Annotated in this window: 17 protein-coding genes; 8 read left to right on the top strand and 9 right to left on the bottom strand. The window is 76.7% G+C overall.

The window, feature by feature from the left end; genetic code table 11:
• Nucleotides 1-92: 92 nt before the first annotated feature.
• From HNR12_RS09570 to HNR12_RS09555, 4 genes are all read right to left on the bottom strand, one after another.
• The gene (locus tag HNR12_RS09570; RefSeq protein WP_179767158.1) at nt 93-1,307 is read right to left on the bottom strand and encodes a Dyp-type peroxidase; all 1,215 of its coding nucleotides are present in this window, start codon (nt 1,305-1,307) and stop codon (nt 93-95) included.
• Nucleotides 1,307-1,885 (bottom strand): copper chaperone PCu(A)C, encoded by a 579-nt coding sequence (locus tag HNR12_RS09565; RefSeq protein WP_179767157.1) that lies wholly within the window; start codon nt 1,883-1,885, stop codon nt 1,307-1,309. Before HNR12_RS09565 ends, HNR12_RS09570 begins: the two co-directional genes overlap by 1 nt.
• A gap of 63 nt (nt 1,886-1,948) precedes the next feature.
• Complete coding sequence (locus tag HNR12_RS09560) at nt 1,949-2,506, bottom strand: copper resistance CopC family protein (protein ID WP_179767156.1); 558 nt, start codon at nt 2,504-2,506, stop codon at nt 1,949-1,951.
• Between the two features lie 230 nt (nt 2,507-2,736).
• Entirely contained in the window at nt 2,737-3,204 is a 468-nt protein-coding gene (locus HNR12_RS09555) for a hypothetical protein (protein ID WP_179767155.1), read from the bottom strand.
• A gap of 234 nt (nt 3,205-3,438) precedes the next feature.
• Here HNR12_RS09555 and HNR12_RS09550 point away from each other — a divergent pair, with 234 nt between their 5' ends.
• Entirely contained in the window at nt 3,439-5,658 is a 2,220-nt protein-coding gene (locus tag HNR12_RS09550; protein ID WP_179767154.1) for an AAA family ATPase, read from the top strand.
• Between the two features lie 10 nt (nt 5,659-5,668).
• Here the strand turns inward: HNR12_RS09550 and HNR12_RS09545 are convergent, their stop codons facing one another.
• Together HNR12_RS09545 and HNR12_RS09540 are read right to left on the bottom strand one after the other, a co-directional pair.
• On the bottom strand, nt 5,669-6,838 hold the full coding sequence (locus HNR12_RS09545; RefSeq protein WP_179767153.1) for an enolase C-terminal domain-like protein: 1,170 nt from the start codon (nt 6,836-6,838) through the stop codon (nt 5,669-5,671).
• Nucleotides 6,839-7,012: 174 nt separating this feature from the next.
• Nucleotides 7,013-7,909 carry a LysR family transcriptional regulator gene (locus HNR12_RS09540; protein WP_179767152.1) on the bottom strand — a complete coding sequence of 299 codons (897 nt, stop codon included), beginning with the start codon at nt 7,907-7,909 and terminating at the stop codon, nt 7,013-7,015.
• Nucleotides 7,910-8,196: 287 nt separating this feature from the next.
• Between HNR12_RS09540 and HNR12_RS09535 the strand changes: the two genes are divergently transcribed.
• On the top strand, nt 8,197-9,624 hold the full coding sequence (locus HNR12_RS09535; RefSeq protein WP_308118767.1) for a VCBS repeat-containing protein: 1,428 nt from the start codon (nt 8,197-8,199) through the stop codon (nt 9,622-9,624).
• Nucleotides 9,625-9,670: 46 nt separating this feature from the next.
• On the opposite strand, the gene HNR12_RS09530 is transcribed toward HNR12_RS09535, so the two are convergent.
• Nucleotides 9,671-10,762, bottom strand: a complete 1,092-nt coding sequence (locus HNR12_RS09530) for an NAD(P)/FAD-dependent oxidoreductase (RefSeq protein WP_179767151.1) — start codon at nt 10,760-10,762, stop codon at nt 9,671-9,673.
• 561 nt (nt 10,763-11,323) lie between these two features.
• Here HNR12_RS09530 and HNR12_RS29130 point away from each other — a divergent pair.
• From HNR12_RS29130 to HNR12_RS09505, 5 genes are all read left to right on the top strand, one after another.
• Complete coding sequence (locus HNR12_RS29130) at nt 11,324-12,874, top strand: serine hydrolase domain-containing protein (protein WP_338119746.1); 1,551 nt, start codon at nt 11,324-11,326, stop codon at nt 12,872-12,874.
• Between the two features lie 106 nt (nt 12,875-12,980).
• Complete coding sequence (locus HNR12_RS09520) at nt 12,981-13,853, top strand: SDR family oxidoreductase (RefSeq protein ID WP_179767149.1); 873 nt, start codon at nt 12,981-12,983, stop codon at nt 13,851-13,853.
• Between the two features lie 55 nt (nt 13,854-13,908).
• Complete coding sequence (locus HNR12_RS09515) at nt 13,909-14,328, top strand: VOC family protein (protein ID WP_179767148.1); 420 nt, start codon at nt 13,909-13,911, stop codon at nt 14,326-14,328.
• A gap of 568 nt (nt 14,329-14,896) precedes the next feature.
• On the top strand, nt 14,897-16,318 hold the full coding sequence (locus HNR12_RS09510; RefSeq protein WP_217781657.1) for an ATP-binding protein: 1,422 nt from the start codon (nt 14,897-14,899) through the stop codon (nt 16,316-16,318).
• A gap of 232 nt (nt 16,319-16,550) precedes the next feature.
• Nucleotides 16,551-16,907, top strand: a complete 357-nt coding sequence (locus HNR12_RS09505; RefSeq protein ID WP_179767147.1) for a DUF742 domain-containing protein — start codon at nt 16,551-16,553, stop codon at nt 16,905-16,907.
• 92 nt (nt 16,908-16,999) lie between these two features.
• Here HNR12_RS09505 and HNR12_RS09500 read toward each other — a convergent pair whose 3' ends face one another.
• Nucleotides 17,000-18,409 carry a carbohydrate-binding protein gene (locus HNR12_RS09500; RefSeq protein WP_179767146.1) on the bottom strand — a complete coding sequence of 470 codons (1,410 nt, stop codon included), beginning with the start codon at nt 18,407-18,409 and terminating at the stop codon, nt 17,000-17,002.
• A gap of 397 nt (nt 18,410-18,806) precedes the next feature.
• Between HNR12_RS09500 and HNR12_RS09495 the strand changes: the two genes are divergently transcribed.
• Entirely contained in the window at nt 18,807-19,808 is a 1,002-nt protein-coding gene (locus tag HNR12_RS09495) for a LacI family DNA-binding transcriptional regulator (protein WP_179767145.1), read from the top strand.
• Nucleotides 19,809-19,827: 19 nt separating this feature from the next.
• Here the strand turns inward: HNR12_RS09495 and HNR12_RS09490 are convergent, their stop codons facing one another.
• Nucleotides 19,828-20,685 carry an oxygenase MpaB family protein gene (locus HNR12_RS09490; protein ID WP_179767144.1) on the bottom strand — a complete coding sequence of 286 codons (858 nt, stop codon included), beginning with the start codon at nt 20,683-20,685 and terminating at the stop codon, nt 19,828-19,830.
• Between the last annotated feature and the right edge of the window lie 41 nt (nt 20,686-20,726).

The following is a 20,726-nucleotide window of genomic DNA, read 5'->3' as shown; positions in this document are numbered from 1 at the left end:
GTCCGCGCCGCCCTCCCGTCTCGGCGCCGCCCGCGCGGGCCGCCCGGCCGCCGCACGCGGCGGCCGGGCGGGACCCCTCCGGCGCGCGGTGCTCAGCCGAACAGCGTCTCGCCGATGAAGCCGTCCGGGCCGCAGCCCGGCGGCACGGCGAACACCGCGGAGCCGATCGCGGTGACCCACTCGTTGAGCAGGTCGAGTTCGTCGAGCCGGCGCTGGATGGGCGTGAACTGCCGGTCGACGTCGGCCTGGAACGCGGCGAACACCAGGCCCGCGCCCTCGGCGTCCTCGTAGTTGTAGGCGCGGCGGAAGATCCGCTCGGCCGGGTCGGCCGACCGCGCCCGGCGGATGTGGGCGTACTCCGGAATGACCGGGAACCCCAGTGCGCCCACCGCCGCGAAGTCGGGCTCGTCGTGCTCGGCCCCGCCGGTCAGCGGTGCGCCGTCGGACAGCCGCCGGCCGACCGCCTCCTCGCGGCCCGGCCGATCGAGGCGGTCCCACCCCTCCAGGTCCATGGCGATGCGGCGGACGACCAGCGCGCTGCCGTGCCGCAGCCACGCCGCGCCGCCCTCGCCCCGGTTCCACACGAGGCCGGCGAAGTCCTCCGTGCCGGGCTCCGGATTGGTGGTGCCGTCGACCTGCCCCATGAGGTTGCGCATCGTGGTGCCCTCGGGCTGGGCGCCGCGCGCCCGGCGGAACCCCTCCTGGACCCAGCGGACCCGGGCGAAGGCGCGGGTGTCCTTGGTCAGCATGCGCGCGGCGTGGGAGACGCTGACCGGGTCGTCGGCGCAGATCTGGAGCAGCAGGTCGCCGCCGCACCACCGCTCGCGCAGCCGGTCGTGGCCGAACTCGGGCAGCGGCCCCAGCCACTCCGGCACCGCCGCGGGGTCCACGCGCTCGACCAGGCCCGGGCCGAAGCCGAAGGTGACGGTCAGACCGGCGGGGTCGTGCGCCAGTTCGGGTTCGGTGTCGGCCAGCGCCGCCTCGCCGGCGGTGAGGCGGGCCGCGTCGTCCGACAGCAGCCGCAGCAGGCGGCGGACGGCGTCGCGGTCGGCCCCTCCGTCGAGGTCGAAGGCGATGAACCGGGCGTGGGCCTGCGGCGGCGTGGCGATCCCGGCCTGGTGGCGGCCGTGGAACGCGACGGTGCGCGTGCCGAAGGGCGGTGCCGGGGCGGCGGCGGGCTCGCCGCCGCCCGCGGCGCGCAGGAGCGCGTCCGCTCCGATCAGGGCGGCCGCCCCCGCGCCGGCGGCGGCCCCGCCGAGCAGGAGGTGCCGGCGCGAGGGGCCGGCGGCGTCAGCGCGGTCGGACATCAGCCGTGGTCCTCCGAGCCGTCCGTCTCGCCGTGGCCGTGCGCGCCGCCGCCGGAGCCGCCGCCCTCGTAGTTCTCCTCGCCGCCCGCGAAGTCCTTGACCGGCGCGGAGACCTCGGTGGTGGAGCCGTCGGCGAACTCCAGTTCCACCTCGACCTCCTCGCCCGGTTCGAGGTCCTCGCCCAGCTCCATGAGCATGATGTGGTCGGCGCCCGGCTCCAGGGGGTGCCGGCCGTCGGCGCCGATCACGAACCCGCCCTCCTTCGGGCGCATCACCGGGGTGCCGTCCTCGCCGGTGACGACCTCGTGCAGCTCCACCGTGCCGGCCACGGAGGTGGAGGCGGCGACCAGGTGGGCCTCCTGGCCGGCGTCGTTGACCAGGACCCCGAACAGGGCGGTCATGCCGTCCTCGGCGGGGACGGCCTTGACCCAGGCGTCCTCGACGGTGACGGCCTGGGCCTGCGCCGGCGGGCTCGCCTCGGGGGCGGCCGCCGCGCCGGTGCCGCCGCAGCCGGTAAGGGCCGCGCCGGCCGCCAGGCAGGCGGCGGCGAACAGGAGGGTGCGCATGGGACTGGCCATGGTGGTGCCCTTTCGGTGGTGAGAGGTGGTGATGGGGGAGCGGGGGCGGCGCGGCCGGGCCGGTCACCGCCGCCGCCGGCGGCGCGACCGCACCAGCAGCGCGTAGGCGGCAAGACCCGCGGCCGCGCCGACCGCGGCGATGCCCGCGGCGCGCAGGGCGGGGGCGGGTGCCCCCGCCTGCTCGGGGGCGGCCGCGCCGGGGCCCGGGGAGGGCGCGTCGGCGGACGCGCCGGTCTGCGGGTCGGGCGGGGGCGGACCGCCCCGGCCGACGGTGAAGGTGAAGGACCCGCTGATGGGGTGGCCGTCGCCGGAGACCACCTTCCAGCGCACGGCGTGGCCGCCCGCCTCCAGTTCGGCGGAGAGGGGGACGACCGCCTCGGGGCCGTCGACGGAGACCGCCCCGGTGGGGACCGGCTCGCCGTCGGGCGCCAGCACGACGACCGCGGCGCCGAGGTCCATGATGTCGCCGCTGAAGGTCAGCGTGATCTCCTCGGGCGACTCGGCCGGGCGCCCGCCGTCGTCGGGAGACGACGAAATCAGGGTCTCGTGCGCGTGGGCGGGCCCGGCGGCCACCGCCACCAGCACCGCCGCCGCGGCCGCGGCACTCGTGAGCCTTCGCATGCTTCCTCCCTGGTCCGGTCCTTGTCCACGCCACAGGTCGCACCGAAGGCCACGGGAGTTCCCGAGGATCGGGACTTTCGCGTCACCGCGCCGCGCCGGGGCTGGGCGGCGCGGCGCGGTGCGGGGCCCGGGCGGGCGGCGCGCGGGACCGGGGAAGGGCACGGAAGAGCCCCGGGCGGCGGTGCCGCCCGGGGCTTCGGGGGGTCCGGCGACGAGCGCGGAGGCGGGGCTCAGCCCTCGGCGACGCCGAGGTCGGGCTCCTCACCGGTCAGGGTGAAGCTGTCGATGTAGCCGCCCCACTCCGGCCCCTCCCAGCTGATGACGAGGTGGTCGCCGTCCAGTTCGACCTCGCCGCGCTCCCGGCCCTCGCTGGGCGGGTCGCAGTCGAGTTCGATCGTGGCGGTGGTGCCGTCCGCCCCCGGGGTGAGGGTGCCCGGGCACGTGAGCGGCCCGGTGGTGGCGACCTCCTCGCCGACCACGTGCAGCGTGGCGATCTCGCCGTCGTCGACGATCGACTCCCACACCCCGTCCATCGGGGCCTCGGCCGCCGGGGCGGACTCCGCGGGCGCTTCAGCGGGCGAGGAAGCCCCGCCTCCGCCGCCGCTGTCGCCCCCGTCGGCTCCGCCGCCGCACCCGGCGACCGCCGCGGCCACGAACCCGGCTCCCAACACCGCCCGCCACACTGCGCGCATCTGCATCCTTCCTCTCACAGACATCTCATCAATTCGGTGTATTGACACGTTGATCAACTTCGCCGGAAATATGAAACCGCCCGCGGTGGCCTGGCCGAATGTGGCAAGCCGCCGCATCGCCGTTCCGCCGCCGCCTAAAATCGCTCGCCTTGGGGCAGGATTCGGATTCACCGATACCGAATGAGCGGAGGCCGCGTGCGAAATCGGCAGGGGCTCCCGACGCCGCTTCAGTTTTCCCTGGTGGCCGTGGTGGCTCTGCTGGGGCTGATCACGCCCGGCACGTTGGACGGCAATGCGGCGCCATTCCCGCTCAACGTGCTGGAGCAGATCGCCTTTAACACGCTGGTCGTACTCCTCTTCGTGCTGGTGCTGATGCATTTCGTCGCTCACGGCGGGAGGCGGCGCGCCCGGCGCGGAGCGCGCGAGGACACCGCCGGCGACCGCCCGTACCCCGGGCTGGACGCGTTCCAGGAGAACGAGGCCGCAGTGTACTTCGGCCGCGAGGAGGAGACCGCGCAGGTGGTGCACCGCCTGCTGCGGCCCGCGGCCGAGCCCGCCGAGCGCTTCGTCGCCGTGGTGGGTGCCTCCGGGAGCGGCAAGTCCTCCCTGATCAGGGCCGGCGTGCTCCCGCGCGTCCGCGCCGGCCGGTGGACGGTGCCGCCTCCTGTCGTCCCGGGCGACGACCCGTTCGCCGCGCTGGCCTCTTCGCTGGCGCCCGCGCTGGGCGAGGCGCCCGACCCCGTGGCCCGGAGGCTGCGCGGCGGCGCGGAGGAGTTCGCGGCCACGCTGGCGAGGTACCGGCGCGCGTCGGGGCCGTGGGCCGGGCGCGTCCTGCTGGTGGTCGACCAACTGGAGGAAACCGTCACGCGCGGCCGCGAACGCGACCGCGAATACTTTCTCGAATGCGTGGCCGAGGCGCTGCGCCGCGACCGGAAATTGCACGTCCTGGCGGCGCTGCGGGCGGAGTTCCTCAGCGATATGCGCAGGGCCGACCGCACCGGGCTGTTCGCCCAGCCTGTTTTGCTCACGGAACTGCAACGGGCACGCCTGTTCGATGTGGTGAAGCGCCCGGCCGACGCTGCGGGTTTTCGGTTCGCGCCGGGCCTGGTCGACCGGATTGTCGCCGACACCCGAAGGGGCGACGCCGTTCCGCTGCTGGTCCACCTGCTGCGCGAACTCCATTCCCGCGCGCGCGAGCGCGATTATGCCGACCTGCGGGACTACGCGGCCCTGGGCGGAGTCGGCGGCGCCGCCGTCCGCCAGGCCGACCTGGCCGCCGCGCGCCTGCGGGAGGCGGTCGGCACCCGGGACGTGCTGCGGACCCTGCTGCTGTTCGCGGGCGACACAGCAGGCGGGGCCGGCGCGGCCGACGGCGCCGACGCGCGCACCGTGGCCGCGCGGTCGCTCGACCGGCGGCAGCGCCGGGTGGTCGACGCGTTCGTGTCGGCCCGCCTGCTCGTCTCCGACTCCGGCGGCGGCGAGGCGACGGTGCGCGTGGCCCACGACGCCCTGGTGCACGCGTGGGCACCGCTGCGGCAGGAGATCGCGGCGCACCGGGAGCGCCGGCGCGTACGCGCCGAACTGGAGCACCGGCGCGCGGAGTGGGAGCGCGGCGGCCGCGGCCTCGACCGCCTGCTCACCGGCGAGCGGCTGCGCCTGGCCCAGGAGTGGCTGCCCCGGCTGCGGGAGGCCGGGGAGGCCACCCCTGAGCTCGCGGCGTTCGTGGGAGCCTCGCAGCGGCGCGACGAGGAGATCCGCCGGCGGATGGCCGAGGGGATCAGGCGGTTCGCCGAGCGCGCCGCCGAGTCGCGGGCGGACTCGCCGGTGCTGCTGCCGCTCGCGGCACTGAGCGGGTTCCCGCTGCGCCCTGCCGAGCGGCGGGCGCTGGTGACGGTGTTGGCGCTGCACCACGCGCGCTTCGCGCTGGGCCGCCGAGGGGAGGCGGTGCGCAGCCTGGCGTGGTCGCCCGACGGGCGGCTGATCGCCACCGCCACCCGCGACGGCGCGGCCCGGGTCTGGGACGCGGAGACGGGCGCGCTCAAGCGCGCCCTGGGCGAGGAGGGGGGCGCCGCGAGCAGGGTGCTGTGGACCCCCGACCCGGCCCGCCTGATCGTGGCCTCCCAGGACGGCGCCCTGCGGCTGTGGAACGTGGAGACCGGGGAGCCGACGCCCCTGCGGGCGGAGGCCGCCGGCGTGGTGCACCGGGCGCCCTGGACCCCCCGGGGCGACCGGCTCGCGGAGGTCCCCCGCCGCCGCGGCCTGCACCTGGGCGGCCCGCCCGCCGCCGGCCGCCTGCCCACCCGGCTGCGCGACACCCCCACAACCCCGGAAGAATGGCGCAACCGCCTGATGGTGCGGGGCGCCCAGCACCGCCGCCCCCGCCACCCCGCGGCCACCACCCCGCACCATCGCGCAGCCGCCCCCCCTTCCTCGCCCGAGCGCCCGAGGGCGGCGGTGTAGCCGTGCCCGTCTAGTGGAGGTGCTCGCGCAGGAGGGTGTGGAGGGCGGGTTTGAGTTCGACGCCCAGGCCCGGGGCGTCGGGGAGGGGGACGCGGCCGTCGCGGACGGGGGTGGTGTCGGCGAAGCCGCCGAAGGGCTGGAAGACCTCCGGGTAGGACTCGCAGCCGCCGAACCCGAAGGCGGCGGCCATGGCGAGGTTGATCTGGTTGCCGCCGTGCGGGCAGACCTGCCGCGGGGACCAGCCGGCCTGGGCGAGGTCGCGGAGCATGGAGTCGTACTCGGCCACGCCGTAGCTGAGCGAGGGGTCCATCTGCAGGATGTCGGTGCCCGGGCGCAGGCCGGCGTGGCGGCGGAGGTTGCGGACGTCGGCGGCGGAGAACAGGTTCTCGCCGGTGGCCAGGGCGCCGGGGTACTCCTCGGCGAGGACGGCGTGGCCGAGGTAGTCGAGGGGGTCCACCGGCTCCTCGTACCACATCAGGTCGTAGGCGCCGAGGGCGCGGCCGTACTCCAGGGCGGTGGGGAGGTCGAAGCGGCCGTTGGCGTCCACCGCCAGCCGGGAGTCCGGCGGGAGGAGGTCGAGGACGGCCTCGATCCGGCGCAGGTCCTCGGCCAGGGGCGCGCCGCCGATCTTGATCTTGACGTCGCGGTAGCCGAGGTCGAGGTAGCCGCGGATCTCGTCGCGCAGCCCCTCGATCGGCTTTTCGGGGTGGTAGTAGCCGCCCGCCGCGTACACCCACACCGACGGGTCGGGCTCGGGCCCGGTGCCGAAGCGGCGGTGCAGCAGCCGGTACAGGGGCACGCCCTCGGCCTTGGCGGCGAGGTCCCACATGGCCATGTCGAGGGTGCCCACCGCGACGGCGCGGTCGCCGTGGCCGCCGGGCTTCTCGTTCTCCATGGCCACCGCGCGCACCGCCACGGGGTCGATCACGCCGGTGTCGGGGTCGAGGAGGCGGTCGGGCGCGGCCTCGCGCACGCGCGGCAGGACGCGGGTGGACAGGATGCCCGACTGGGCGTAGCGGCCGTTGGAGTGGAAGCCGTAGCCGACGACGGGTTCGCCGTCGACGACGAGGTCGGTGTGCACGGCGACGATCGAGACCGTCATGCGGGAGAAGTCGATGACGGCGTTGGCGATACGCGAGGCGATCGGCGCCTCACCGTAGGTGATCCGGGTAATGCGCATGCGGGTCTCCCGTGGTGGCGGGGTGCGGACAGGGCGGTGGGCGGGCGGGAGGCGGTGCGGGCCGCGGCGGCGCCTGGAAATCATCCAACGCGACCGGCGCGCGGGGTGTCCAACTGGCTTTGGCGATCCTGTGGATAGGCGCCGCCTATGGCGGGCCGCGCCCGCCGGCGGCGCTCAGGCCCGGTGGGCGCTGCGGGCCGAGGCCAGGGCCGTGGCGCGAAACGCCGCCGCCGCCGGGGTGAGCGGGGCGTCGCGGTGGAGCAGGGAGATCCGGATCCAGGTGGGCGGCTCCAGGTCGAGCACGTGGGCGCCGCCGCTGCGGGCCGTGCGGGTCCAGGACTCCGTCATCACGGCCACCCCCGCGCCGTTGAGCACCAGCGGCAGCATCGCCTCGCGGTGCCCGGCCACCACGGCGACGCGCAGGTCCACGCCCGCGGCGAGCATGCGGTCGACCAGGTGGCGCATGCGGCTGCCGTGCGGCGCGGCGATCACCCGCAGGCCGTCGAGGTCGTGCCAGCCCACGGCCCGCGCGCCGCCGAAGTCCTGGCCGGGCGGCGCCACCAGGATGAACCGCTGGGTGTCGACGGGGTGCTCCCGCACGCCGGCGGCGCGCACCTGCTCGCCGGTGCCCACCAGGGCCAGCTCGCAGGCGCCCTCGCGCAGCAGCTCCACGGCCTCGGGCGGGGTGAACACCGGCGTGACGTCCACGGTCACGCCGGGGAAGCGGTCGGTGAACCGGGTGACGATGGTGGTCAGCGGCTCCACCGCCTGCGAGGGCATCACCGCGATGTCGACCCGCCCCGACAGCAGGCCCTTGACCGACTCCACGCTGGCGCGCGTGGCGTCGAGCCCGCGCAGCACCTGCCGCGCCGGCTCCACCATCGCCCGCCCGGCGGCGGTGGGCCGCACCCGGCGGCCCGTGCGGTGGAACAGCGGGACGCCCAGCTCCCGCTCCAGCCGCTGGATGGCCTGCGACAGCGAGGGCTGGGCGACGTGCAGCCGCTCGGCGGCCCGGTTGAACCCCCCGTGGTCCACGATCGCCAGGAAGTACTCCAGTTGGCGCGCGTCCATCCGCCTTCGCCCCCCGCTTCGCGGTCCGGCCGCGACCCCGGGGTCGTCCGCGCCCGGGCCGCGCGCCCATAGGTCCAGCCTATCGGCGCCGGTCCCCGGCCCCGGGGCCGGGCGGGCAGCGCACCGCGGACTCCGGCCGCGCCCGGTCGTGTCCGGACCGAGACCCGTATCGGTAAACCGGAGGCGAACGGCGGGCATCCCATCAGCGTCCCCCGATCCTGGAGGCCGCCATCCACCCCCCGCGCCCCCGAGGCCCTACTCGTGCCCTCGCAGCAGCCGCCGCCGGCGTGCTGCTGGCGCTCACCGCCTGCGGCGGTGCGGGCGGCGGCACGGCCTCCGACACCGGGTCCGGCCCCGCCGCGCCGCCCTCGGGCGACGGCACGCCCGGCCCCGTCTCCGCCACGCCCGCCCCCGGCGACACCCCGGGGCTCGGTGCCGAGACACCGGTCGACGTCAACGGCGACGGCTACTCCGACCTCGTCCTGGCGGGCCAGCGCGGAGAGCCCTTCGTCGGCGAGCCCTACGTGGCCGTCGTCTTCGGCGGCGAGACCGGCCTGGACCCCGCCCGCCGCGCCGTCTTCACCCGCGCCGACCTGGGCCTGCCCGCGGAGCGGCAGGACAACGGCCACCCCGCGCCCCTCGGGGTCGCCGCGACCGGCGACCTCGACGCCGACGGGTTCACCGACATGCTCCTGGGCGGCGACGGCCCCGTCCTGTGGGGCGGCCCCGAGGGGCCCGAGGGCCCGGCCGCGCCCCTTGAGGGCGCGCTCGCCGACTCCCCCTCCGACGCCGACGGCCCCGTCGCGGCGGTCGCCGACTTCGACGGCGACGGCGCGGTCGACGTCGCCATGGTCGAACTCCGCGTCGACACCGACCCCGACCGCCTCGACAGCGCCCTCCTGCGCGGCCCCTTCGACCGCTCGGGCGCGCCGGCCGCCGTCGACGACCTGCCGCTGCCGGCCGACGCGCTGGAGCAGGGGCTGTCCGACCGCGTCGCGGCTATCGACGCCAACGGCGACGCGGCCGCCGACCTGCTGCTGGAGACCTCCGCCGACGAATCCCCCGTCGCCCACACCGTGCTGCTCTCAACCGAGGGCGCCGGCCCCTCGGCCGAGGAGGCGGGCACAACGCCGACGGGCCACGAGGTGGCCACCGGCGACGTCGACGGCGACGGCGCCGCCGACCTGCTGATCGGCGCCCACGGCGTGCCCAACAACGAGAACGAGTTGGGGGAGGCCGACCCCGAGCTGCACCCCGGCTACGTGGACGTCTACTCCGGCGCCGAGGGTTTCGCCCGCGGCGAGCCCGTGCGGATCACCCGCGCCACCCCGGGCGTGCCCGGCGCGGCAAGGGACGCCGACGGGTTCGGCGGCACCCTGCTGGTCGCCGACGCCACCGGCGACGGCTACGACGATGCCGTGGTCCCCATGGACACCCGCGGCGGCACCAGGCGCACCGCCGTCCTGCCCGGCGGCCCCGAGGGCGTCGCCCGGGGTGTCGGAGTCGACCTGCGGCTGCCCGCCGACGGCCCGGACTCCCCGGACTCCTGGGAGGTGGCGGCCCTGCGCGACTACACCGGCGACGGCGCCGCCGACCTCCTCCTGGAGATCCGCTACGCCGGCGACGGCGGCCACGCCCGCTTCGCGCTCTACCCCGGCACCGCCGAGGGCCCGCATCCCCGGCCGCTGGCCGACTTCACCACCGAGGACTTCTGAGCGGGCCGCCCGCGCCCGGCCCGGAGACGGGCGCGGGCGGCGCGGCTCAGCGCGAGGCCGGCGAGGCGGCCAGGAAGCGGTCGGGGGAGTAGGGCGCCAGCAGCGGCGAGCGCACTCCCCGGGTGATCTCCTCGGCGGCGAGCCGGCCCAGCAGCGGCCCCAGCGTGGCGCCGCTGTGGGTGACGGCCTCGTAGTAGCCGGGCACGGTGGCCAGGAACCCCACGCTGGAGTAGCGGTCGGCCGGGCGGGCGCGCACGCCCACCCGCACCGCCAGCGGCCGGGCGCCGGCCAGTCCCGGCACCAGGGCCGCCGCCCGCGCGGTGAGGTCGGCCACCAGGCGGGTCAGCGGCGCGGTCTCCAGCCGCGCGTCGACCGCGTCGGAGTGGGCCTGCACGGAGTCGGGGCCGGTGGGCCGCACGCTCACCCGCGGTGTCACCAGCATCAGCGGGATCGACCCGCGCAGCGGCAGTTCCACCAGCAGCCCGGAGGTGGGCGCCAGCGGCAGCGGGCCCCCCGCCATCCGGGCCACGCGGTCGCCCTGGGCGCCGGCGGCGTTGAGCACGACATCGGCCGCCACCCGCGCGCCCGATTCCAGGTCCACCCCGCGCACGGCGCCGTCGCCGCCGAGGCGCACGCCCGAGACCACGGCGTGGAAGCGGACGTCGGCGCCGTGGCGGCGCGCCCGCTCCAGCATCCACTGCGCCATCACCGGGAGGTCGGCCCAGCCCTCCTCCGGGAGGTAGGCCACCAGCGCCGGGCGCCGCGACGGGGTGACGGAGAAGGCGGCGATCTGCGCCGTGGGCGGGCAGGACACCGCGTAGCCGTGCCCGCGCGCGGCCGTGATCTCGGCGCGCAGCCGGTCGGGGTCGGCCCGCCACACCAGCGTGGCGCACGGGTGGAACCCGGGCACGCCCTCGGCGCGCAGCCGGTGGTGCTCGGTCAGCCCGGCGCGGTTCAGTTCGAAGTAGGAGCCCGGGGGGTGGCCGAACGGCGAGACGCGGCAGAACGAGGTGGCGCTGGTGCCCATGGCCGGTGCGGAGGCCCGCTCCAGCACGATCACGCGGGCGCCCAGCCGGGCCAGGTTCCAGGCGGCCGACGCGCCGAGGATCCCGGCCCCCACCACGGCTACCGTGCGCATGTCCACCGCCGGTGGCGCGCGCGAGGGGTGCGGGCGGCGGACGGGGACGCGGGTCGGCGGAGCCGACCGGGCTGAGCGGGCCGGGCGGGCCGGCCCTGTGCGGGCCAGAGGTGCATGGACGTCCTTTCGGGCAGGCGGCGGCCGACCCGGGGAGCGGGCGCGCGCGGGAGAGGGGTTCCCCGGCCGGTGATCGCTGTATCCGGGCGGCCGCAATAGTGTTCGGCCGCGGTTGGAAAAGGGGTACGCGCGACCGATTCTCAGGGGATGCCGAATTGCTGATCCGGTGCTCGTCATCCTAGGGGTTTGCGCTGGTTGCCCGCCTGGAATTCGCGGTTCTCCATTTTCCTTGCGCGGGGTGGGCGCCGATGTATCCGTGCATTTGCCAAAAGCCGAGGGAAAAACGGTTCGACAGCGGCGCGGCGCCTCGGGCGCTCGGTCGGGCCGACCGGGCCGCCCGGGTGGGGAGCAAGAGGCCCCAGCCCGCGACCTGGGGAAATCCACAGCCGGGTGTGCGGTGGGCCCGATGGGCGCGCGGGGGTGCGAAGGCGCAGGATGTCCCGCGTGTTCGCTTCCCTGACTACGGGTTGTGGCCGCGCGCCGCGCCGCCGTGCCCCCGCCCTGATCACCCTGCTCACCGCCGCGGCCCTCACCGCCGCGCCCGTCGCGCCCGCCCTCGCCGCGGACGCCCCCGGCGGATCCGGGGGCCCGGCAGGCGGCCTGACCGCCGAGGCCGTGGACGCCTACATGGCCGACTACCTCGACTCGGCCGCGCTGCCGGGCGCATCGGTCGCGGTGACCCGCGGCGACGAGGTGGTGGTCACCGCCGGCTACGGCACCGACTCCACCGGCGCGCCGATGACCGCCCGCACCCCCATGGGGCTGGCCTCGGTGAGCAAGGCGTTCACCGCGCTGGCCGTCATGCGGCTGGTGGAGGAGGGCCGGGTGGAGCTGGACCGGCGGGTCACCGACTACCTGCCGGAGTTCGCCACCGCCGACCCGCGCGGCTCCGACATCACCGTCCGGCAGCTGCTCACCCACACCTCCGGCATGTCCGACCGCGGCTTCCACGAGAAGAGCGAGCCCGCGCCCAACTCCCTGCGCGGCGCCGTGGAGCGGCTGCGCGCCGCCGAGATGACCGCCGAACCCGGCGCCCGGTTCTCCTACCACAACCCCAACTTCCACGTCGCCGCGCGCCTGGTGGAGGAGGTGTCCGGGCAGCCGTTCGCCGACTACCTGGACGAGCACGTCTACACGCCGCTGGGGATGGACGACACCGTCACCGTCGACACCGCGGCCGAGGTGTTCGAGGCGGGTACGCCCACCGGCCACATCGCGGCCTTCGGGGTCCCCTTCGCCGTCACCGAGCCCACGAGCTTCTACAACGGCGCCGGCGGCATGGTCAGCACCGCCGACGACATGGCCGCCTGGCTCATCGCGCAGAACAACGGGGGCCGCGGGCCCGAGGGCGAGAGCGTGCTGTCGGCCGAGGGGATCGCGGCCACCCACACCCCCGCCGCCGGCGTCCCCGACGACACCCACGGCCTGGGCTGGGAGGTGGCCGAGACCGGCGCCGGCAACCCGCTGGTGGAGCACGGCGGCATCCAGTTCACCTACACCGCCTACCAGGCGCTGCTGCCCGAAAGCGGCTACGGGATCGCGGTCATGGCCAACACCGGTCTGGGGCGCAACGACGCCCAGGCCATCACGGCCGGGCTGATCGCCCTGGCCGAGGGCGAAGAGCCGCCGGGCCCCTCCTCGACCGCCCTGCTGGCCGTGGACCTGGTGACCGGGGCGCTGGCGGTGGCCGCGGCGGCCCTGGGCGTGCGCGGCGTGCGCCGTGCGGGCGCGTGGGTGGAGGCCCGGCGCGGCCGCCCGGCGTGGGCCACGGTCCTGCGGCTGCTGCCCTACGCGGCGGTGGTGGGCGTGGCCGCGGGGGTCAACCGGCTGATCGCGCCGCTGGCGGCGGGCCGGGACCTGGCCTGGACCCACCTGTTCTACCTCGCCCCGGTGGCGTGGACGTGGCTGATGGTCAGCGCCCTGGCCTGCCTGGCCGTCCTGGCCGCGCGCGGCCTGCGGGCGGCCAGGACGCGGCGGTCCCGCGCCGCGGGTTGACCTCAAGTCCGCTTGAGGTCGCATGATCGGAGGGCGGCGCGCGGAGGGGCCCCGGTCCCGGCGCGCCGCCCCCTGATGAACCGAGGACGATGGAGTGGGAACGGCGATGGCCAAGACCGAGCGGATCCTGGTGACCGGCGCGACCGGCAACGTCGGACGGCACGTGGTGCGCCGGCTGCTGGAGGAGGGCCGGCCGGTGCGGGTGCTGACGCGCGACCCCGCGCGCGCCGTGTTCCCCGAGGGGGTGGAGGTCGTCACCGGCGACCTGGCCGACCCCGAGAGCGTGCGCCCGGCCCTGGCCGGCGCGGGCGCGGTGTTCCTGCTGTGGCCCACCCTGAGGGCCGACCACGCGGCCGACCGGACCGTGCCGCTGCTGGCGGAGGGCGGCCGGCGGGTGGTCTACCTGTCGGCGCGGGGCGTGCCCGACACCGGCTCCGGGGAGGAGGCCGAGGGAGTCATGGCCTCGCACCAGATGATCGAGCGCCTGCTGCGGGAGTCCGGCGCCGACTGGACCTTCGTGCGGCCCGGCGGGTTCGCCGCCAACGTGGCCCCCTGGTTCGAGGAGCTGCGCGACACCGGCGAGGTGGCGATGGCCCATCCCGGGCTGACCCGCGCGCTCATCCACGAGGCCGACATCGCCGAGGTGGCGGTGCGCGCGCTCGTGGAGGACGGGCACAGCGGCGCCGCCTACGAGATCACCGGTCCCGAGGCGCTGACGCAGGAGGAGCAGGCCCGCGCCATCGCCGAGACGCTGGGCGTGCCGGTCCGCATCCGCATCCTCACCGAGGAGGAGGCGGTGGAGCGCATGGTGGCGGCCGGCTACCCGCGCGAACTGAGCGAGTCGATCCTGGCGGGGCAGGCGGCCATGCTCACCAACCCCGACACCCCCACCCCGGTGTTCGAGCAGGTCGTCGGGCGCAAGGCGCGCGACTTCCGCTCCTGGGCGGCCGACCGCGCCCGCGCCCCGCAGCCGAGGTGACACGGCGGCCCAGCGGCGGGGGACCGGCCGCCGGGCCCGCTGCTAGCGTCCCGCCATGACCGCGTCGCTGATCGTGAACCTGGCCGTCGCCGACCTCGACCGCTCGGTGGCGTTCTTCACCGAGCTGGGGTTCGGCTTCAACCCCGCCCTCACCGACGACAACGGCGCCTGCCTGGTCATCGGTGACAACGCCTACGTCATGCTGCTGCGGCCCGCCTACTTCTCGGCGTTCACCAAGAAGGGCATCGCCGACAGCGCCACCACCGCCGAGGCGATCCTCGCGGTGACGGTCGACAGCCGCGCCGAGGTCGACCGCATCGTGAACGCGGCGCTGGCCTCGGGCGGCAGCCCCGCCAACGACCCCGAGGAGATCTCCGGGGTGTACGGCTGGAGCTTCCACGACCCCGACGGCCACCTGTGGGAGGTCCTGAACATGGACGTCCCGCGCGGCCCCCGCCCCGGGCGCGAGGGCTGACACCGCGCCGCCGCCCCCGGCGCGAACGGCCGCCGGGGGCGCGGCGCCGCGCGTCGCGCGCCGCCTCCCGGGGCGCGCGGCGCGCTTCCGCCGACGGGCGCGCTCCCGCCGGCCCGGCCGCGCGCCCGACGGCTCCCGGCCCTCGAACGGGGGCGTCCGCAACCCCCTTTCGGACCGCCGTGCCGGGCGGGGCCGCGAATGGGCCGGTCACGGGCGGTGGCGGGAGGGGGCCGGACGCCGCCCGCCCGTGCAATCCCGCGGGCGAATGGTGCGAATCCGAAAAGGCGCGTCGAGAGCGCAATTCGCCGCGATGCAGGACCATGGCCTCCGCAATCGCGCCCTCGCGCAATTGCGCATTCCCGGTTCGCGGAAGGCCGTTGATTGCGCCATTTACCGCTCCGTGGGCGGCCGCACGGGCTACCGTGAGTCACGGACCTCCGCACCGTCCGTTGAATTTTAAATCAAGCACAGGCACCGCCTTTATCCGAGCGCCCCCTTTCGAGCGGCGGCACGGGGTCCGCCACCGGGCTGGACCGGCCTGCCCCCATCGCCGACGAGGACATGATCAATGTCAGCACGCGTGTCCGACCGCTCACCGTCGCAGCGCTCCGCGGACCCCGCCTTCCCGCACCCGCGCGCCGCCCCCGCCCTCTGCGCCGCGGCGGCCGCACTCGCCGCCGCGTGGTGGGCCGGAGCCGCCCTTCCCGTGGCCGGGAGCCCGCCCACCGCCGCCGCGGCGGCCGTGCTGGGCGCCCTGCTGTGCGCCGCCCTCTCCGCCACCGCCCTGCTGTGGGCCGAGGCCGCCCGCGCGCGGCGGCGCGCCGCCGAACTGGAGCGGACCCTGCTCGCGTTCGCCCACGAGGGCGTCGACCTGCTCTGGTGCGACATCCAGCGGGAGGGCGTCCGCGCCGACGAGGCCGTGGCCGCCGCCCTGGAGCGGATCGGCACCGCCGACGACACCCTGCGCACGCTCGTGCGCCGGGTCGGTGCGGCCCTGGGCGAGGGCGACCGGCGCGGCCGGTGCGCCCTGGCCGCCACGGCCGCCGCCGCGGCCCGCCTGCAGACGGGGTGCACCGGCCTGCTCGCGCTGCTGCGCGTGCTCCAGGACCGCTACGGCGACCAGGACCACGTCATGGCCGACCTCTTCGAACTCGACCACCGCGTCTGCCAGGCCGGCCGGGTCGCCGACGGAATCGCGCTCCTGGCGCGCGGCCGGACCGGGCGGCGCTGGGCCGCGCCCATCACCATGGAGAGCATCCTGCGCGGCGCCATGGGCCGCATCCGCGACTACCGGCGCGTGCGCATCCGCTCCACCGGCTCCGCCGCCGTCGTGGGCGCCGCCGCCGAGGGCGTGATGCAGGCCCTGGCCGAGCTGATGGACAACGCCGCCGCCTTCTCGCCCGCCGACACCGAGGTCCACGTCCACGTCGCGGAGCGCGACACCGGCGTCACGGTCACCGTCGAGGACGCCGGCCGCGGCATGCGCGGCCGCGAGCGCCGCCGCGCCGAGCAGATGGTCGCGACCCCGCACGACTTCACCGCCCTCACCGGCGCCCGCCTGGGCCTGGCCGTGGCGGGCGCGGCCGCCGCCGAGCACGGGCTGCGGATCTCCTTCCGCCCCTCGGCCCTCGGCGGCACCGGCGCCGTCCTGCTGATTCCGCCCCACCTGGTCACCACCGCCCCCCGCTACCCCCTGCCCGCCCCATCGCCGCACGACGGCCCCGTCGGCGCCGTGCCCGCGCCCCCGCGCGCCCGCGTAGGCGACCACCGCCCCGTCCTGGAGCCCGCCGCCCGCGCGCCGCTGCCCCGGCGCCGCCGCGGGGCGGCCCTGCCCGCCGCCGGACCCGTCTGGCCCGAGCCTCCGGCCGCGCCGGACGACGGTGAACCGGGTGAACCCGGTCGGCCCGGCGGCGACCCGGCCGCCCGGTTCGCCGCCTTCCGCCAGGCGTTCGGCCGCGGCCTCGGCGGCCCCGGCCCGGCCGCCGACTAACGACCCGCGCCGGCCCGGGTGCCGGTCCGGCGCACCCAGCCCCGCCCGCCCGCCCCGGCGGGCACCACGCGACAAAGGAGTGGAACACCGCGATGACCACCGCAGACCGCAGCGGGTGCCGGCCGCCGGACGGCCTTCCGGCCAGGGCGCCCCGACCCCGGCGCGCCCGCGTTCCGGCCGGAGACGCCCCGGCCCCGGCCGCCGGCCCGGCGCTGGGCGGGGAACCCGCGCCATGACGCTGAGCCGCACCGGACAGGAGTCCCCCGAGCGCCTGTTCACGCTCACCGCCGGCCGTGTCGGCACGGCGGAGCGCTCCCTCGACGGCGCCACCCTGATCGTCAGCACCGGGGACGCCGCCCCCGGTACCCCCTCCGAGCACGTCCGCATCCTGCGCCTGTGCCGCGTCCCCACGCCGGTGGGGGAGTTGGCGGCACGGCTGGGCCTGCCGGTGAGCGTGGTCACGGCCCTGCTGGGCGACCTGCTCGCCACCGGCCGGGTCACCGCCCGCCGCCCCTCTCCGGGCGGGTGCTTCCGATCGCCCCCGCGCGAGACCCTGGAGCAGGTGCTGCACGCCCTCCAGCGCCTGTGACACCGCGGCCGTCGGACCGCGGCGCGCCGCGGCCCGACGGCCGCCGTTCGAAGGCGCCGGCCGGCCGGGGAGCCCCGGCCGGCCGGCGGCGGTCAGGAGGTCGAGAACGTGAACCAGTTCAGGTTGACGAAGTCGGCCGGCTGGCCGCTGGTGAACGTCAGGTAGACCGTGTGGGTCCCGGTCACCGCGCTCATGTTCGCCGGGACCGTGCGCCAGTTCTGCCATCCGCCGGTGTTGGCCACCGCGAAGCTGGCGACCGGCGCGGCCGTGGGGCTGCCCAGCCGCACCTCGACCAGGCCGCTCACCCCCGGCGCCGCGCCCGAGGCGACCCGGGCCCGGAACTGGTGGGCGGCGGTCGATCCGAACTCCACGCCGTCGAAGCGCAGCCAGTCGCCGTTGGCGATCTGGGCGACGTTGCGCCCGCCGCCGGTGTCGGTGGTCGTCTCCAGCGAGGTGCCCGACTGCGCCTGGTAGTCCTCGCCCTGGATGGTGGAGCGGGCGTCCACGCCGTCGCCCGGGGGATCGGTGGGCCCGCCCGAGGTGCTCTCCCACACGGCGACGTAGTCGACCACCATGGGGTGGCCGGGCTGGGTGGCGGCCGTGGGCGTGGGGCTGCCCTGCACGCCGTCGGGGAACCCGCCGCCCATCGCGACGTTGAGCAGGATGAAGTAGCCGGCGTGGCTGGTCATGTCGTTCCAGGCGGTCGCGCCGACCTGGCTCTGGGTGACGGTGTGGTAGAGCTGGCCGTCGACGTACCAGCGCAGCTGGCCCGAGGAGCCCTCGCGGTCCCACTCGAACCGGTAGGTGTGGAAGCCGGACTGGCAGGTGGACCCGGGGCAGGGCCGGCTGGCGCCGAGTCCGTTGGTCTCGTTGCAGGGGCCGCCCGGGTTGACCCCGCAGTGCAGGACGCCCCAGACGGAGTTGATCCCGTTGACGTTCTCCATGATGTCGAACTCGCCGATGGCCGGCCAGTTCCAGTAGTTGCCCCGGTAGGGCGAGCCGAGCGCCCAGAACGCCGGCCAGTAGCCGAGGGCGGCCTGGCCCGTGACGTTGGGCACCTGGATGCGGCCCTCGATGCGCAGGGTCTCGCCGTCGGCGGGTTTGAAGTCGGCCTTGCGGGTCTCGATGCGCGCGGAGGTCCACTGGCCCGAGGAGTCGCGCCGGGGGGTGATGCGCAGGTTGCCCTGCCCGTCGAGGCCGATGTTCTGCGGGTTGGAGGTGTAGGTCTGGACCTCGCCGGTGCCCCAGTTGGCCGGGCCGCCGGGGTAGGAGGTACCGGTGTCCACGATCCACCTCCCCGAGTCGGGGAGGCTGCCGGCGGCGCCGGTGAAGTCGTCGCTCCACACGAGGTTCCAGCCCTGGGGGGTGGGCGGCACGTCGGCGTGGGCGGGGGTGGTCGCCGTGGTGAGCACGGCGAGGGGCAAGACCAGCGCGCCGAGGACGGCGAGCAGTCGGCGGAGGTGTCTGCTCCGGGGCGGTCGAGGGGTCTCAGCGTTGTGCACGTGGGCCTCTTCCCTGCGTTCGCGGGTGGGGGATGGTGGGGGATCCGGCGTGGAGGAGGTGCGGCGTCGTTGCCGAGAGAGCGCTCTCTCACCTTCGAAAGTGACACACAAACCCGGTCCCGACAAGGCGGGCAGGCGTGCGGACTTGCCGCCGCGCGGCGCCCGCGCGGCGCGGAGTCCCCCGCCGCGCGGGCGACGGCCCTGGCCAGGCGCGGCCGCCCGGCGGTCCGGCCCCCGCGCCCGGGTTTTCCGGGTTTGCGCCCCGGGTACGAGTGGACGGTAATCCGCCGGGGCCCGCTGCCCGCCGGGCCCGCGGCCCGCGCCGCCGCACCCGCGGGGCGGCCGCCGGCCGGCCCGGCCGCACCGGGCGGCGGAGACGCACAACACGGGAGGACCAGTGGTCGGCAGGCGTCCCACCCTTGAGGCGGTCGCCGCCCGCGCGCGGGTGTCCCGGGCGACCGTCTCCCGCGTCGTCAACGGGCGCACCACCGTCGACCCGCGCATGCGCGAGGCCGTGCTGCGCGCCGTCGACGAACTGGGCTACGTGCCCAACTCCGCCGCGCGCAGCCTGGTCACCCGGCAGACCGACTCCATCGCGCTGGTCGTCTCCGAACCCCCCACCCGCGTGTTCTCCGACGACCCCCTGTTCTCGCTGGTGGTGCGCACCGCGAGCAACGAGCTGGAGGCGGCGGGCAAGCAGGTCGTGCTGATGCTGGCCGGGTCGCCCCCGGCGCAGGCCCGGGTCGAGGGCTACGTGGCCGGGGGGCACGTGGACGGCGTCATGTTCGTGTCGATGCACGGCGCCGACCCGCTGCCGGCCGCCATCGCCCGGCTGGGCGTGCCGGTGGTCTCCTACGGGCGGCCCGCCGTCGAGGTGGACCTGCCCTACGCCGACAACGACAACGCGGGCGGCGCCCGCCAGGCCGTGCGCCACCTCCTGGCGGCCGGGCGCCGGCGCATCGCCGCCATCGCCGGCCCGCAGGACATGACCGCCGGGCAGGACCGGCTCACCGGCTACCGCGACGCCCTGGGATCGGTGCGGCACCGGCCGGCCGTGGCGGTCGGCGACTTCACCCGCGACTCCGGCGCCGAGGCCATGCGCCGCCTGCTGGAGGACGACCCCGCCCTCGACGCCGTGTTCGCGGCCAACGACCTGATGGCCATCGGCGCCCTGCACACCCTGCGCAGGGCGGGCCGCCGGGTACCCGACGACGTGGCGGTGGTGGGGTTCGACGACATCGAGGCCGCGCGCTTCACCGACCCCCCGCTGACCACCGTCCGCCACCCCGTGGTCGAACAGGCGACGGAAATGGTGCGCCTCCTGCTGACCCCCGCCGAGCAGCAGGGCCGCACCCACGTGGTGCTGCCGACGGAACTCGTCGCGCGCGAGTCCGCCTGACCCGCGCCCCGGGCGCGGACTAGGCCGCGCGCCCCTGCTCGGCCGCGCGTCGGCGGCGGGCCGCGGCGCGGGCGGCGCCGCGGTTGGGCGGACGCCGCTTCCAGCCGCCCCGGCGGCGCATGTCCCACAGGTAGGCGTCGCGCGGCAGGGTCCGCACCGCGCGCGGCAGCCGGGGGTACCAGGCGCGGACCAGGCGTACCAGCCGGTCGAACCGGCGCTGCCGGGCGGGGTCCCACTCCAGGCCGTACTGGCGGCGCACGTCCTCGGGCAGCAGCCCGGCGGTGAGGAAGCGCTGGGCCGCGGTCAGCGGGCGCAGCGCCCGGTTGGGCGGCGCGAACAGGGTGCGCGCGGTGCCGCGGGCGGCGTCGCTCACCGCGAGGCGGGCGACCGCGCCGGCCCAGTAGGCGTCGAAGTCGGCTCGGGTGGCCGGCCAGCGGTCGGCGGGGCAGCCCAGGCTGGTGGCGAAGACGGCCGAGCGCCGGTAGACGTCGTCGCGGTCCGCCTCGGGCAGCGGGCCGAAGACCATCTCATACAGCCGCAGGTTGCAGTGGTAGAGGGTGGCGGCTACCCACACCTGGAGGTCGGGGTCGCGGGCGTCGTAGCCGGGGCCGGTGACCCGCGTGTGGATGGCGCGCACGATCCGGGCCACCCGGTCGGCCTCCTCGGGGGTACCGAACATCTGGGTGTAGACGAACACGAGCGTGCCGCGCAGGCGGTCCAGCGGGCGGTGGGCGAAGTCGCTGTGGTCGGCCACCCCCTGGGCGACCGAGGGGTGGGCGATCTGCAGCAGCACGGCCGTGCCGGCTCCGCCCAGGAGCACCGCCTCGCCGAAGACCCGATGGGCAGCGGGGAGCGCGAGGTCGGAAGGGGTGTGCACGCGGTCATGCTAGCCGCGCCGGGGGAGTCGTCCGGCCCCAA

Origin of the sequence: Streptomonospora nanhaiensis, from assembly GCF_013410565.1 — a bacterium.
Taxonomy (GTDB): domain Bacteria; phylum Actinomycetota; class Actinomycetes; order Streptosporangiales; family Streptosporangiaceae; genus Streptomonospora; species Streptomonospora nanhaiensis.
This window is presented reverse-complemented; position numbering and strand designations above follow the sequence as displayed.